This window comes from Vibrio sp. TRT 17S01, assembly GCF_050113695.1.
Lineage (GTDB): Bacteria > Pseudomonadota > Gammaproteobacteria > Enterobacterales > Vibrionaceae > Vibrio.
Map to the genome: position 1 here is coordinate 83,421 of NZ_JBNJOG010000010.1, position 15,056 is coordinate 98,476.

14 protein-coding genes are annotated in these 15,056 nt (G+C 43.0%); 6 read left to right on the forward strand and 8 right to left on the reverse strand.

Annotated elements, in window-relative coordinates:
* Positions 1–162 precede the first annotated feature (162 nt).
* Positions 163–1,134, forward strand: a complete 972-nt coding sequence (ispB, locus tag ACQEXS_RS15630; protein ID WP_427014451.1) for an octaprenyl diphosphate synthase — start codon at positions 163–165, stop codon at positions 1,132–1,134.
* Positions 1,135–1,249: 115 nt separating this feature from the next.
* Here the strand turns inward: ispB and mdh are convergent, their stop codons facing one another.
* Complete coding sequence (gene mdh / locus ACQEXS_RS15635; RefSeq protein WP_427014452.1) at positions 1,250–2,185, reverse strand: malate dehydrogenase; 936 nt, start codon at positions 2,183–2,185, stop codon at positions 1,250–1,252.
* Between the two features lie 329 nt (positions 2,186–2,514).
* Here mdh and argR point away from each other — a divergent pair, with 329 nt between their 5' ends.
* The 5 genes from argR to ACQEXS_RS15660 all read left to right on the forward strand — a co-directional run bounded on the left by argR (position 2,515) and on the right by ACQEXS_RS15660 (position 8,152).
* A complete protein-coding gene (gene argR, locus ACQEXS_RS15640) occupies positions 2,515–2,985 on the forward strand; it encodes a transcriptional regulator ArgR (RefSeq protein ID WP_367988091.1) in 471 nt (156 codons plus the stop codon).
* A 332-nt stretch (positions 2,986–3,317) separates the two neighbouring features.
* A complete protein-coding gene (locus ACQEXS_RS15645) occupies positions 3,318–4,286 on the forward strand; it encodes a TAXI family TRAP transporter solute-binding subunit (protein WP_367988090.1) in 969 nt (322 codons plus the stop codon).
* Between the two features lie 220 nt (positions 4,287–4,506).
* Positions 4,507–7,086: a TRAP transporter permease gene (locus tag ACQEXS_RS15650; protein WP_427014453.1), complete on the forward strand. Its 2,580-nt coding sequence runs from the start codon at positions 4,507–4,509 to the stop codon at positions 7,084–7,086.
* Positions 7,087–7,184: 98 nt separating this feature from the next.
* Positions 7,185–7,622 (forward strand): universal stress protein, encoded by a 438-nt coding sequence (locus ACQEXS_RS15655; protein WP_367988088.1) that lies wholly within the window; start codon positions 7,185–7,187, stop codon positions 7,620–7,622.
* Positions 7,623–7,759: 137 nt separating this feature from the next.
* Entirely contained in the window at positions 7,760–8,152 is a 393-nt protein-coding gene (locus tag ACQEXS_RS15660) for a DUF2061 domain-containing protein (protein ID WP_427014454.1), read from the forward strand.
* A gap of 1 nt (position 8,153) precedes the next feature.
* Here ACQEXS_RS15660 and ACQEXS_RS15665 read toward each other — a convergent pair whose 3' ends face one another.
* From ACQEXS_RS15665 to ACQEXS_RS15695, 7 genes are all read right to left on the reverse strand, one after another.
* Positions 8,154–8,960, reverse strand: a complete 807-nt coding sequence (locus tag ACQEXS_RS15665; protein WP_427014455.1) for a glycosyl hydrolase 2 galactose-binding domain-containing protein — start codon at positions 8,958–8,960, stop codon at positions 8,154–8,156.
* A 503-nt stretch (positions 8,961–9,463) separates the two neighbouring features.
* Positions 9,464–9,724, reverse strand: a complete 261-nt coding sequence (locus tag ACQEXS_RS15670) for a bacteriocin immunity protein (protein ID WP_191116604.1) — start codon at positions 9,722–9,724, stop codon at positions 9,464–9,466.
* Between the two features lie 10 nt (positions 9,725–9,734).
* A complete protein-coding gene (locus ACQEXS_RS15675; RefSeq protein ID WP_427014502.1) occupies positions 9,735–12,191 on the reverse strand; it encodes a T6SS effector antibacterial DNase in 2,457 nt (818 codons plus the stop codon).
* A gap of 182 nt (positions 12,192–12,373) precedes the next feature.
* Positions 12,374–12,724, reverse strand: a complete 351-nt coding sequence (locus tag ACQEXS_RS15680) for a transcriptional regulator (RefSeq protein ID WP_427014503.1) — start codon at positions 12,722–12,724, stop codon at positions 12,374–12,376.
* Between the two features lie 154 nt (positions 12,725–12,878).
* A complete protein-coding gene (locus tag ACQEXS_RS15685) occupies positions 12,879–13,082 on the reverse strand; it encodes a hypothetical protein (RefSeq protein ID WP_000852433.1) in 204 nt (67 codons plus the stop codon).
* A gap of 61 nt (positions 13,083–13,143) precedes the next feature.
* On the reverse strand, positions 13,144–14,463 hold the full coding sequence (locus ACQEXS_RS15690; protein WP_427014456.1) for a HipA domain-containing protein: 1,320 nt from the start codon (positions 14,461–14,463) through the stop codon (positions 13,144–13,146).
* Positions 14,453–14,992 carry a hypothetical protein gene (locus tag ACQEXS_RS15695; RefSeq protein WP_031418250.1) on the reverse strand — a complete coding sequence of 180 codons (540 nt, stop codon included), beginning with the start codon at positions 14,990–14,992 and terminating at the stop codon, positions 14,453–14,455. The genes ACQEXS_RS15690 and ACQEXS_RS15695 overlap by 11 nt, the downstream gene beginning before the upstream one ends.
* Positions 14,993–15,056: the final 64 nt, after the last annotated feature.

Here is a 15,056-nt window from a genome sequence, read left to right on the forward strand (position 1 = left end):
GACAAGCCATATTTTGAAAAAATTGGCGAAAAGCTAATCGCCAAAGAAAAGTGCGGCAATCATGCCCTTTAACAATGTATTAATCAACGTTTTTTAGTGTATTATTCAGTAACTAAAGAAGATAAGAATACCTGACAGGTTCTAACCTCAGCCGGAAGTACAATGGATTTTAAAGCTATCCAAGCGCTTACTGCCGATGACATGGCAAAAGTGAACGAAACAATTCAAGCCCAACTCAATTCTGATGTATCTCTAATCAATCAACTCGGTTTTTACATCGTCAGTGGCGGAGGCAAACGTCTTAGGCCTTTATTGGCAATACTCTCTGCTCGAGCATTAGGCTATCAAGGCACTCATCACACTACAGCGGCTGCCTTTATAGAGTTCATCCATACAGCAACCCTATTACATGATGATGTTGTCGATGAATCTGACATGCGTAGAGGCAAGGCGACCGCTAATGCTGCTTTTGGTAATGCAGCTAGTGTATTAGTTGGAGACTTCATTTATACCCGCTCATTCCAAATGATGACAGAATTAGGATCGCTCAAGATCCTTAAGCTGATGAGTGATGCAGTAAATGTCATAGCAGAAGGTGAAGTGCTGCAGTTAATGAACTGCAATGATCCAGATACGACTGAAGAAAGTTATATGCAGGTGATCTACTCAAAAACGGCTCGTTTGTTTGAGGCGGCAACACAAATTGGTGCCATCTTGACTGATGCTTCTGATGAGGTGGAGCTAGCACTGCAAAATTACGGAAAATACCTAGGTACTGCATTCCAACTGATCGATGATGTGATGGATTACACATCTGATGGCGATGAGATGGGTAAAAATGTCGGGGATGATCTGGCAGAAGGGAAACCGACACTGCCTCTTTTATATGCGATGCAAAATACATCAGCAGGGAATGCAGCAATGATCCGTGAAGCAATTGAAAAAGCCAACGGTATGGAACGCTTGCATGATATTCTAGTCGTAATGGAACAAACAGGTTCACTAGAATACACTCGTCAGAAAGCCTATTTGGAAGCCGATAAAGCAATTGCTGAGCTCAAAGTATTACCAGAGTCAGATTATAAAGAGGCATTAATCACTCTGGCGCACTTAGCTGTCCATCGTAGTAAATAGTCTCCTCTATTATTAATAGCGAAGTAACCTCTCATGGCTACCGCTTCTATATGACTTAATACAGAAAAGCCGACCATTAGGTCGGCTTTTTAGCTATTGGGCTGTCATAGGCGTATTACTTCGCGAACTCTACACCAATCTCGATATCACCAGTCAATGTCGTCAGCATGCCATCAAGCGCAGCCTGCTCATAAGTACTTAGCTCACCATAGCTTAATACTTCTTCGACACCATCTTTACCAAGCTTCACAGGTTGCGCAAAGAAAGGAGCGTGTTCACCCGCACCTTCTACATAAGCACATTCAATCACACCTTCTTCACCTTGTAGTGCTTTAACTAAAGCAAGTCCAAAACGACAAGCCGCCTGACCCATTGATAGAGTTGCACTACCGCCACCGGCTTTTGCTTCAACCACTTCCGTGCCTGCATTCTGGATACGCTTAGTCAGTGCTTCAACTTCTTCAGCAGTAAACTCTACACCATCTACCTGTGATAGTAGTGGAAGAATTGTCACACCTGAGTGACCGCCAATCACAGGAACACGGATGTCACCTGGATCCTTATCTTTCAACTCTGCTACAAATGTTTCAGAGCGAATCACGTCCAGTGTGGTGACACCAAATAGTTTACGCTTATCGTATACACCTGCTTTCTTTAATACTTCAGCAGCAATTGGCACTGTTGTATTCACTGGGTTAGTAATAATACCAACACAAGCAGTTGGACATACTTGAGCAATTCTTTCCGCAAGAGATTTTACGATGCCAGCATTTACATTAAATAGATCCGCACGATCCATGCCCGGCTTACGAGCAACACCAGCAGAAATAAGTACAACATCTGCACCTTCTAGCGCTGGAGTCGGATCTTCACCAGCGTAACCTTTGATCGAAACTGGTGTTGGGATATGGCTAAGATCAGCAGCAACACCCGGAGTCACAGGTGCAATGTCATATAACGCTAGATCAGAGCCAGCAGGTAAACGGTTTTTAAGTAACAGAGCTAGGGCTTGACCGATGCCACCAGCGGCACCAATAACGGCTACTTTCATCGTAGTTCTCCTTGAGATGGATCTCTCTTATAAGTAGTAGGGTAATTTTTAATCACGTACACCCAACGCTATAGTAATCACAACTTGATTACAATCAATTAACGTCAGCTTTGCGACCTCGCGCAACTCAATGAATACGTGCCACAATACGACGAGCATTATCACCTGATTTATCTTTACTGACAAAGAGTTAAGTAATGATAAAACTCATTTTTCGCAATTGGTTTACAGTGATGCCGTAGACAGATTTCAGCCTATGGTTTGGCGGTTGATGCATAGCTATGCGAGAATATTCACTTCGTTATATCAATTACGGTTGAAACAGAACCATGCGCAATTCAGAAAAACAAGATAACCTAGTTCGCGCTTTCAAGGCCCTACTAAAAGAAGAACGATTTGGCTCTCAAGGCGACATTGTTGATGCCTTGAAGAACGAAGGCTTTGAGAATATCAATCAGTCAAAAGTTTCTCGCATGCTCACTAAGTTTGGCGCAGTACGTACTCGTAATGCCAAAATGGAAATGGTTTATTGCCTACCGGCAGAGCTTGGTGTTCCAACAGTATCAAGTTCATTACGCGAGCTAGTGTTGGATATTGATCACAATGATGCACTCGTTGTCATTCATACCGGACCGGGTGCCGCTCAACTTATCGCTCGTTTACTTGATTCGTTAGGTAAAGCAGAAGGGATTTTGGGTGTTGTTGCGGGGGACGATACTATTTTCATTACCCCAACCATGAATATTACAACTGATCAGCTTTTCAGTTCGGTGTGTGACCTGTTTGAATACGCAGGATAACACTCCAACTCTTCATTTCATTTATGGGTCACGCCAATATAATGACGTGACTCATATCACATCTTCAAAAAAACCTCTCTTTGATAGCCATTAATAATTAACCAATTGTTTTTAAAGAACTTTAACAAGCGACCTTGCTTTAGGTTAATGATGTATAATTAGACAAAATCGCTACAATTTTTAACAAAAATATAATTATGTGCCGATTTTTTGGTATTATTCAGCCACTTTTTCAACATACGGATTGAAAAAGATGCCGTTTCCGAGAGAGGAAACTCCCACAGCAACTACACTTGCTATGGGGTTAAGAATGAATAAAGGAAGGGAAATTCATGGCATTTAACAAACTTATTAAAGTAGGCGCAATCGCTGCAGCGGTAATGGGTGCAGGAGCGGTAAACGCTCAGGAATTCATCACTATCGGTACTGGTTCAGTGACCGGAGTCTACTACCCAACTGGTGGTGCAATCTGTAAATTGGTCAACAAAGGCCGCAAAGAACACAATATCCGTTGTTCTGTGGAGTCGACTGGTGGTTCAATCTACAACGTAAATACTATCCGTGCTGGTGAACTGGATTTTGGTATCGTACAGTCTGACTGGCAATATCATGGGTATAACGGAACAAGTAAGTTTGCAGAACAAGGCCCGTATAAAAAGCTTCGTGCAGTATTCTCATTGCACACTGAACCATTCAACATCATTGCACGTGCAGACTCAGGCATTGAAAATGTTGCTGACCTGAAAGGTAAACGTGTCAATATCGGTAACCCAGGCTCAGGCGACCGCGCAACCATGGGCGTTGTCATGGATTCGATGGGCTGGACAAACGAAAGCTTCAAACTGGCTTCTGAGCTAAAAGGCTCTGAGCGCTCACAAGCATTGTGTGACAACAAAATTGATGCATTCATCTATATGGTTGGTCACCCAAATGGTTCGATCAAAGAAGCAACAACTTCTTGTGACGCGAAACTTGTTTCTGCCACAGGCCCACAGATCGACAAGATCGTAGCAGACAACCCATACTACGCTTACAGCACAGTTCCAGCAGGCATGTACCGCGGTACTGATAAAGATGTGAACAGCTTTGGTGTTGCAGCAACAATGGTAACGACTGCAGATGTCTCTGACGAAGTGGCGTACAACGTCGCTAAAGCTGTATTCGAAAACTTCGATACGTTCAAACGTCTACACCCAGCATTTGCAAACCTGAAAAAAGAGGACATGGTGAAAGCAGGTCTTTCTATCCCTCTTCACCCAGGTGCAGAGAAATACTACAAAGAAGCAGGCCTTCTTAAGTAATCTCATAACGCAAGGAAGCAAATGCTTCCTTGCGTAGTTCTCCCACTCAGGGATGAGCTTAACGACATATCTCATATGGCTTCATGTTTGATAGCCACCATCGAATATTTCTAAGAAAAAGCTGAAATTGAGCATTCTTTCAACTGAACTACACTGAAAAGATGCCAAGTAAACAGCAGCAATAAACACAACAGAGCCACATATAACAAGGATAAAGTACATGTCGCAGACAACAACTCCGTCGCAAGATGTGCAAGAAATGGTAGCTCAGGCAGATACTGGCGCACGTAATCCACAAGGAATCCCTGGTCGTATCCTGTGGTTTGTACCACTCTGCTGGTCATTGTTCCAACTTTGGTACGCCTCTCCATTACCATTTATTTTCAATTTTGGTGTCCTAAATGACACAGAAGCGCGAGCCATTCATCTTACATTTGCCGTTTTTCTCGCCTTCACCGCATACCCAGCACTGAAGCACTCTGCGCGCGATCATATCCCCATTATTGACTGGGTACTCGCATTCGCAGGTAGTTTTTCTGCCGCCTATATTTACATTTTCTATGCTGAATTGGCTGGACGTTCAGGTGCACCAACTACCCCAGACATCGTAATTGCTGTCATCGGTATGGTGTTGCTCTTGGAAGCAACTCGACGTGCATTAGGTCCTCCTTTAATGGCGGTGGCAGCAGTATTCCTTCTGTATACCTTTGCCGGCCCTCACATGCCTGATGTTATTGCACACAAAGGGGCAAGCTTAAATAAAGCGATGTCGCACCTATGGCTGACAACGGAAGGGGTATTTGGCGTTGCACTTGGGGTTTCTACATCATTTGTGTTCTTATTCGTTTTATTTGGTGCAATGCTAGAACGCGCTGGTGCAGGCGCTTACTTCATCAAAGTCGCTTTTTCACTTCTTGGCCATATGAAAGGTGGTCCAGCAAAAGCAGCCGTTGTGGCTTCCGGGCTTTCAGGTTTGGTTTCTGGTTCATCGATTGCAAACGTCGTTACCACCGGCACATTTACCATTCCATTAATGAAGCGAGTCGGCTTCCCCGGCACCAAAGCCGGCGCTGTTGAAGTCGCCGCATCAACCAATGGTCAGCTTACACCACCAATCATGGGGGCTGCCGCTTTCCTTATGGTTGAGTATGTCGGAATATCATACGTTGAAGTGATCAAGGCTGCGCTGTTACCGGCACTTATCTCCTACATCGCTTTGATCTACATTGTTCATTTGGAAGCGTGTAAAGCGGGTATGACCGGGCTTCCTCGTCGCCACAATCCAACACTTATCCAAAGCCTGCTTTCGTTTACCGGAACCATTTTAGGCTTGTGTATCATCAGTGCACTGGTCTACTACGGTGTCGGCTGGACCAAAGATGTCTTTGGTGATGCAGCAACATCAATTGTTACCGTTGCCCTACTCCTTGCCTATGTGGGTTTAATCAAAATATCAGCAAACCATACAAAAGATGGGGCAATTGAGATAGATGCAGAACTCACTGAGGTACCAGATCCAGGCCCAACAATTAAATCTGGTCTTCATTACCTACTGCCAATCGTGGTTTTGGTGTGGTGTCTGACCGTCGAACGTTTCTCTCCCGGTTTATCGGCATTCTGGGCAACCGTCTTTATGATTTTTATTTTGCTCACCCAGCGTCCACTAATCGCCCTATTATCCAAAGAAGGGAAGTTAGCTGAGCAAACTAAAGCCGGCTTTGTCGATCTCGCGGAGAGCTTAGTGTCTGGCGCACGTAACATGATTGGTATTGGTGTTGCTACTGCAGCAGCAGGCACTGTGGTTGGTGTTGTAACATTGACGGGCATTGGCCTTGTTATGACTGATTTCGTTGAGTTTATCTCCGGTGGCAGTATCTTCCTGATGTTGCTCTTCACCGCAGTGATCAGCTTGATCTTAGGTATGGGTCTGCCGACAACTGCCAACTATATCGTGGTTTCGACGCTTATGGCCCCGGTCATTGTTACTCTAGGGGCTCAGCATGGTCTGATCATCCCTCTGATCGCAGTACACCTATTTGTGTTCTATTTCGGGATCCTAGCTGATGATACACCTCCCGTCGGCCTTGCCGCCTTTGCCGCCGCAGCAATCGCTAAGTCCGATCCAATCCGAACGGGTATCCAAGGTTTTACCTACGACATTCGTACGGCTATTTTGCCATTTATGTTCATTTTCAATACCCAGCTACTCATGATGGGGATTGATAGTTGGTGGCACTTAGCTCTTACGGTGATCTCCTCCATTATAGCCATGTTGATCTTTTCCGCCGCCACACAAGGCTGGTGGTTTACTAAAAATAAATGGTGGGAAACTCTCTTACTACTGGTACTGACGTTCTCCTTCTTCCGACCAGGTTTTTGGTGGGACATGATCTATCCAGCCAAAAACCTTTTACCAGGTGTTGAGATAGCGCAAGTTACCGAAACCCTCGATGTAGGACAATCTCTTGAACTGCGTGTGGCAGGAGAAAACCTCGAAGGGGACTACGTTGAAAAAACAGTACGATTGCCATTCAGTGATGAGGCAACAAGTGCGGATCAACGCATCGCTTCGATGGGCCTCATGCTAACGGAGAATGAAGGAAGAATGATCGTCGATATGGTTGAGTTTGGTAGCCCAGCAGAATCATCTGGAATTGACTTTGATTGGGAAATCAAGTGGATAGTACAGAAAGCAGAAAGGCCAATGAAAGAATGGGTCTTTATCCCTGCGTTATTGATTTTGATCACCATGGGACTCAACCAGAAACGACGAGCTCGAAAGGAACAATTGAGCGCGTAACAGAGCCATGTCTCACCACCAATTTACGGTGGTGAGACTACACTTACTAAAGGATGCAAAAGGAAGGTTTCCTTCCTTATATAACAAAGAGAAAACAAATGTATAAGCAGATCCTTGTTCCTGTCGATCTAAACGATCAAGGCTTTTCAGATAAAGCGGTGAAACACGCTGTTTGGCAAGCAAAACATTCAAATGCAGAAATCCATTTGCTGACGGTACTGCCAGGTATTCACATGTCGATGGTCGCTACATACTTTCCAAAAGATGCAGCACTAAAAATGAAACAAGACGTACAGAATCAATTGAAGAAGTTTGCTTCTTCTCATATTGATGAAAATGTAATTTACAAAACGCATGTTGCTGAAGGAAAACCATATAGCACCATTTTGGAATACGCTGAAAAGTTAGGTGCCGATTTGATTGTAATGCCAAGCCACAAGCGTTCTAAGCTTGATAAGGTGGTACTAGGCTCAGTCGCCAGTAAAGTCGTGCAAAACTCGCCAATCAATGTTTTTGTCGTCAAACCTCAAGGCTAAACCAAAACAAATAAAGGCACCATACGGTGCCTTTTCAATAGGTATTGCCTATTAAAGATATCGATAACAGCCATTTCCATATATGAGAATAATTCTCAATAATAACCTCATCGAAGACAACACGATTAGGTTACACCATGAAAAAGACACTCAATTTTGCCGCTATCCACTTTACTATTACCTTCACGGTTGCGTATGTACTAACCGGTGACCTCATTATCGGTAGCCTAATTGCGATGATCGAACCTATGGTGAACACCGTCGCTTTTTATTTCCACGAGCAACTCTGGAGTAAAGCTAAACCCCTTCAAAATTTGGCTGGTTCAGCAAAAGTGAAAACAGGTAGCTTTGCTATTGTTCACTTCTCTGTCGCTTTTGGCGTGGCATACCTGATGACTGGGGATCTTTTTGTTGGCGGTATCATGGCGTCCATTGAGCCTGCAATTAACACTTGTGCCTACTATTTCCATGAGAAAATTTGGCAACGTAAGCACCCACAATCACCAATGCCTATCACATGCAGCCATTAAGTCACAATGGATAATGAATCACACAACAGTCTTCGCTCAATCCCACATTAAAATGTCGCTCTTGCCCATCAAGAGTGACATCTAATCGATACAAGGAATCGGGAGATGGTTCTTTGGCATTGAAATAAATAGGCGCTTCGATTTGAAAAAGTGCGCTAGCCTGATTAGCACGCACATCAATAGGCAAGTGATAAGTCATTCCATTGAATTTCACCGACGCAGAAACCAAACCTGGTGAGTAGGTGGTGTAATGCAAATCGACTAAGAACTCACACCCACCGCCATGGTGCCAGATCTGCTCAGTCGTGACATGTTCTAACCTTATGTGGCGGATACATTGTAAATACGGAGCTTGCCAAATACCCATTCTCGACTCAGAACCCGTATCACTCCACTCACCTAGCAAGCACAACTTGTCTTGCTCCTCACTTGCTTCGATCAACCAATCTTCTTCCTCTTCAATAAAGAGAATTTCAAAACGGTTGCGCCCCAATTGAAGGTAAGGACGAATATCTTTACGGTATTCATTTTGACTGCCATCGCAATCAAAAACAGCAACACCATTAACGCGAACTTCAGCATGATAAGCAATTCCGGCTAGTACCAGATCAATCGCAGCAAAGCTGAGCAACGTATCGTCTACCTCAATGTCATGCATTAAATGCCATTCTTGCGCAGCAACCTCTGCTTCACTCACAGTATCTGGGAGGATTTGACTCAATGGCGCAGGAAAAGTCAGATCTCCTTGAGGGAGAGATAGGTCGGTTAAGGGGGAAAGTTGCCAAAGGCCAGCAAGAGATAATTGCATGATAAAAAATTGAGCTAGATCAAAGATGGGCTATTATATTGAATCAATGAGCATATAGGTAGCCCTATTATTCCATTGATGGTAGTAACACAATCCACGCACAAAAAAACCAGCCGAAGCTGGTTTTCTAATTCGTTACGAAGGCTTATTCTTCGTCATCTTCTTCTGGGTACAAGGCATCTTCGCCACTGTACACCTCTACACTTTATTTATTTAAATTAGTATGAGAACCCTTTCTTAGAAAGACTTCTCATACCATTCTCACCTTTTTACTCAATTCAAGGTTATAACTTATAAAAGGTGTGAATCTTTCTATTAGAATTCTCACCTTTTATCATTAATTGTGAAAAAGAATATCCTCGAACTGTTCTAGCAACTCATCAAGGACATCGTCAGTATCAGAGACATTTTCTTTAAGGCTCTTTTCTACAAACTGTAGAGAATCCTCTTCAGTGCAATCGGATTTTTCCTGCCCACGGTTCTCCTTCTCCCCTTTCAAATCATTACATTGAGTCTTTAAAGCAAGGCTTTCCTTGTTCTTTATACCAACGTTTCAATTCTTCAATCACTGCTTCTGGTGAATCTTCTCTGTCATCTGGAGGATAAAAAATTAAATCACTGCTTTCAGGGTGAGCTACTAGCTCAATGAAATCATTAACCCACTGTTCAATCTCCTCCTCTGAACCATTACATTCATATATATCTTTCGTAAAATGTAAAAATTCTCTCTCGGTATAGTCAGAAATTGACCTTTTCTTTTTCATATCTAACACCTTAATTTTTATGTATTTTTTTATGATTCTTGGGAGTGACAACTCTCAAGTTATCAATATCATATACAGCGCCACCATGTTGAATTTCATTTACATGGTGGATTTCAAACTTTCTTATTTTTCCGTAATGCTCATTCTTTGGAGCAAATGGGGCATTGCCTTTCCTTATATGCGCTTTACTCGCTCCCTTAAATTGAGACATTAGCTCTTCATTTTCTGCAATACTCAACCAAAATGCCTTCCTAAACGCATCAAAGTTACTGAACTCTTTACCTCTCAACTTATCAGCAATTTGTGATGGAACTGGTGAACCTAACCCCTCACTAGCTTTCTCTAGCCAAATCCCTGCAATGTCTTCGCCATTCCCTGTTACTACCCCTGATTCATCACGCGCAGTCTTTCGGAACACCAAATAAAGAGGAGGCAATCCTGCATCAGCAGGGAAAGTGACAATATATTCAGCTAGATCTTCTTCTGGGTAGAGAACCGTGCCAATTTCTTGCTCATGCTCTTCAATTGGACGAACCCAGATATTGTGAACATCCAGTTGATCATTCTCGGGTAATACTGTATCGGGGGTGAGGACATCTGTTGAACCGTCAGGTGTCCAGGTGATTGTGATGCCGTTATCCAGCTCAGCAATAAAGTTTTGACCTTGCTGCACAGCATCACGCTTCGCTACACGATCACCGTATGCGCTACCTTCGCCCGTTTTAATACCCACAATTTGCTGCTTGCCATTTTCATCGGTGTACATATTGAAACGGACACGCATCGTAGTGGTATCACTCCTAGCAAGCTCAGGGTTGCCATCAAGTGTTCCATCCCCAAGCTGAGAAGGCCATAATGCAGTAATCAAACCTCCGCCAACTCGCGCAAAGCTGCTTAGTGCTTCACCTGAGATGCTCCATTTCCCTAACGTAGAGGCGGTATTGGTACTGACAATACCAAGATTAGAGCCTGCTGTACTTGCAGGTAACGCCAAAAATGCCAGCTTGCCATAATCAGTTGCTTTCGATTCCGTAGACAATATTTTCAAGTTAACTACAGGGATGTCTTTTTCGACCAACCTTTCGTTACTAATTGAGACTATTGACGTATCAGCTAAACAGTGGCCTGTATAGCCATAAAATGTATTCAACGGTTGGTTAAATCGCTTAGGACTCTCTGGTGGTATCTCATAAACGGATTCCTTTTCAACGCGTTGAGGTTGCGGCTTCTGTACATTCAGCGATGCGCCTACCGATAAAGACATCGGGTCTGCATCATATTGCGGATTAAGATCCAACAAAGCTTTCGGGGCTAGTCCATACTGGTTGGCAATCTTCGCCCACGTTTCTCGTGTTCCTGTTTCGGGATCGGTTTGGACAATATGATTAACTGGCTCTGGTTGCTTTTGTTCGGCTGGTTTCGCTGCTTCAGTTCGTTTAATTATGGGGTGTTTGGTCGCCTCAAGTAGCTGAGGGATATCTAACTTTACCCCATGCTCGTTCAACCAATCGTCGGTCAAACTATCTAACTCATCGCGAGTAATTTGTCTTTCTAGATAAACGAGATACTGATTTTCGACAACTTTACCCCCAAGCTTCCAAAAGACCAGAATCGCTGTTTGATCTGTGTTGTAACCTCTTTCTGGATCAAGACGCTGGTGCCTGCTTAGGGTGGCATAAAAACTCCAACGTTTATCACCCTGTAAACGGTACTCTTGTACCAACTGGTTGTCGTGGAAGTGATAATAAAAGCCTTCGGTAGGGAACCCTAATCGTTCGCCCAATTGCACGGTAGGAGTCACGGGAATAAACCCTTCATTAGCAACTTGTGCGCCGATATTCCTGACTTTGACGGAATGTGTAGGAGAAATTCCCATAGGACAAGAAGCAACTTGAGCGACAAGTCGTTTAGGCTCATCAAATGCTGTCTGTATAGTGTAGCGGGTGCCATGTTCTGTCTTTGTTTCAGCCCAGCGCCCTAGCTCCACTTCATTCTCTGTTTTGGTCAAAATAAAGTGGCAATTACCCACTTTACGTACTGAATCTTGAGAGCACGCAATTTCAAAGCTGTATTCATACTTTAGCTTCGGTGGTTCATCTGAGTAATCAGGTCTCGGAGGCTCTGGAATATACGTTGGCATCGGCAACGGAGGATGTAGGCTTTGACTTCGACTGTAGCCAGCGCTACTTCCACTCATTCGAGTTCTAGCAAGCAATGCGTTTTGAGCAGCAGGCTCAAGGTTATCTGTAGCTTGAGAGTTCAAAGCCCACGTTCTGGCTTCGCCCATAGTACCTGACTCAGAGATCAGCATCGGTGTTGAAGGTGAGTCCGTCAGTAAAACAAGGTGTCCTTGCTTTAGCTGCTCCATGAAAGCTTTAAACCCCATGCCTGATGGAATTGCCGTCTTCAACTCGCTTTCATTGAGTTCATTAAAGCTACCTTCAACTTGTCCAAACTCATAATCCATTAACTCTGTAATACGAACTGTTCTGTAACTCACCAATATCACCTAAGCTCAAGTGCATTATTTCTTTGTGGTTATTTTAACCAAGCAACAATATTTATCGCACTGTTTCATAAGGAAAATAGTTGAACTAGAATCACATTAACCTGTAATAACCGCTATATCGTGTGAAAATAAGCTAACAATTATCGACCTATAGCAATCTCGAACTTCGTAAACAACGCTATTGGTCGAGATTCCATTCCCCTCACATCCAGATAAGCAAAGCCCTTAGATGAAAGAGCTTCGAAAGTATCAGTAACATCCTTGATACTGCGCCCACTCATTTCGGCAAGTTCATCAAGACTGTTTGGCTTTTCGCGAGCAATCAAATTCAACAGTTCAACATTTTCGTTAGACAACAGTTGTGAAAGCGCAGCCAGTGACTCAAACAAAAATTTTGGGTAAGGTTCTTCAGGCGTCACTTTTCCTTCTGCAATACGAATCATACGCTTACGAGCAAGCTCTTCTGATAGAATGCCGATTTTTGCTTCCATACCATCCTCACTCCTAATAGTTGCATCTAAATCGACTGAATAATCACCGACGATCACATCTAATTCTTTTTTCATTTCTTGGGAAGGAGCAATCAACAGAAGTGGTTCTTACACGAAGTTTCTGTTAGATCACGGCTCTTTTCCTTTTCGCGCTTCATTGCTGGCTACTCCCGTTTTTTATTGACGCAATCACTTTTAATAAATCGGTCGTGATTGCTGGGCATTTGTCGTTCATGAAAACCGTTACTTCATCACCAAATTTCATCGTTACGATTCCATTTTTATCGACACTTAACAACGCGAAAGACTGCTTCAAGTCGAGAGTCGTGTTACTTCCATTTGTTGTGGTTTCAGCCATATTTCCCCTCACAGCTAACGAGTATGTTTACAATATGGGTAACAATTGTTACCCCAGACGTTTACTTAATTGTTCTGTTTAATTTTTCAACGATTTCAGTGGCATGTTGAAATATTGCGTCCTTTACTAACGCGAACTCCTGTCCAGGGAATCTTTTGTCTATAGAACTCAGAGCGCTACTAAATTGAGCGAGAAAGACATAGACGATTTCATGGTAGTTCGCATTGCTAATACAAAACTGACTCGCTGTCTGCTCTATATGCCGTAAGCAAATCTTGCTGATATGGTATTTGTATCCTCGTGATGCTTGCAGTCCCATTGCTAGTTTTAGCTTGCGCTTATTTAAGCCCCTATTACCGACAGCGGGGTAAGCTGATAGCAAATCGTAGAAAGGTGTTAGTTGATAGTGTCCGCTAGGATCAATATGCACGGAAAAATTCTTGAGATGACCGTCAGTGGCACCAAGAAGGTATTGTAAAATCATAAACTTAAAAAAGTCATGATTGTTCGCCTTGCTTTGCGCAGAGAAACTTAAAACATCAACAATTTTGGAGACACCGAGGTTGTTCTCCGATTGATATTTTAGATGTTCAGGTACACCGAAAATCTGGCAGAAATCTTCTTGGTGTCTACGAGTCACAACTTCATGACCAAAACATCGGTCGAACCGTTTTACTGCAAGGGCTTTAGATCCTGATTCAGTCGTTATTATCTCCATATCGGGCACTTTAAAACCAAGTTCCTTCGCTATTTGAGTACAGATGAATTCATTCTCAACACTGCTGCTCATATCTAGAACTGAGTTGCTTTGCGCAATTGCATTCATTGGGTATTTGATAATGTGACTACTTAGTGATTTCTCTTGAGGTACATACCATTTACCGTTCAATCTAGTTAGCGTTGTTTTTCGCTGTGTTCCCGAAATACAAGGTCGATAATCCCCAAAAAATGGAAGAAATGACTTACGCTGGGTAACTAGTTCATTTAATTCACTTGCCGAGATCTCTCGATATTTCCATCCTATCTTTGGCGGCTCCCTGCTCTCAGTAAATGAAATGCCGCCCGTGCAATCGTGACCAAATTTTGAGAGTAAGGTGAATACATCGTTGGATTGCACTCCCATTGAATGAGCAAGGCTTAATCGTTCTTCCATTAAATCAGGAAGAAGATTATTCATGAAATTCAATACATTAAATGATGAATTTTCTCCCATTCTTAACGGTAGGCTCAACGAGATCGGATAGGATGAATGATATGCTAGCCATTGTTCAGAATATGAAAATGACAAGTTGTTCTTCGACCGTTGAACAAACTGCCCCACGAGCATGTTGTTATTTGTGGCATGTGCGTAAACTATAGGATTATGCAAATTAGCTCCCACTTTCTTCTAGTTGGGCTGTGTTTTTGTAGAAGGTAATTGCATTTTCTACTGCCAGCATTTCGGCTTTGAGATCCAATCTACGATTGTCATGCTCTGAGATGTATTGCTCTATGCATGGCCTAAGCTCTGAGTATTGCGCACACAAACGATTGAAATGCCTCCATGCCCTGCTATGAAGAGAATAGGACTCTGACAGCTCTGACTGTTTATCTTGCAAAATCGTCAAGAGACTTTCTTTCTTGAGAGAAAGATAATTGGAATCCTCACTGTAATTGTCGTAATCAACAACCTCCCAGTCGGTATGGTTAAACATAAAACCTTTGGAAAACAACTCATCTCCATGCTTATCGAAACCGCACGACAGGACTGCACCGATAAGCGACATTTCCTTCAATTTTTTTTCGACGTATTCATCCGATAAGTACTCTTTCTCATCACCGTCTAATGGAAACGACTTTAAGTCATTGGCAGAGAAATGTTCATTGTAATAAATGGCGAGAAATAACTCTTTTCTGATCTTTACCTTCATGTGTTCAAAAAACGGCCTTTATTGATGATTTTGAGGATTATAATCCGTGGAGTTATATGCCGCA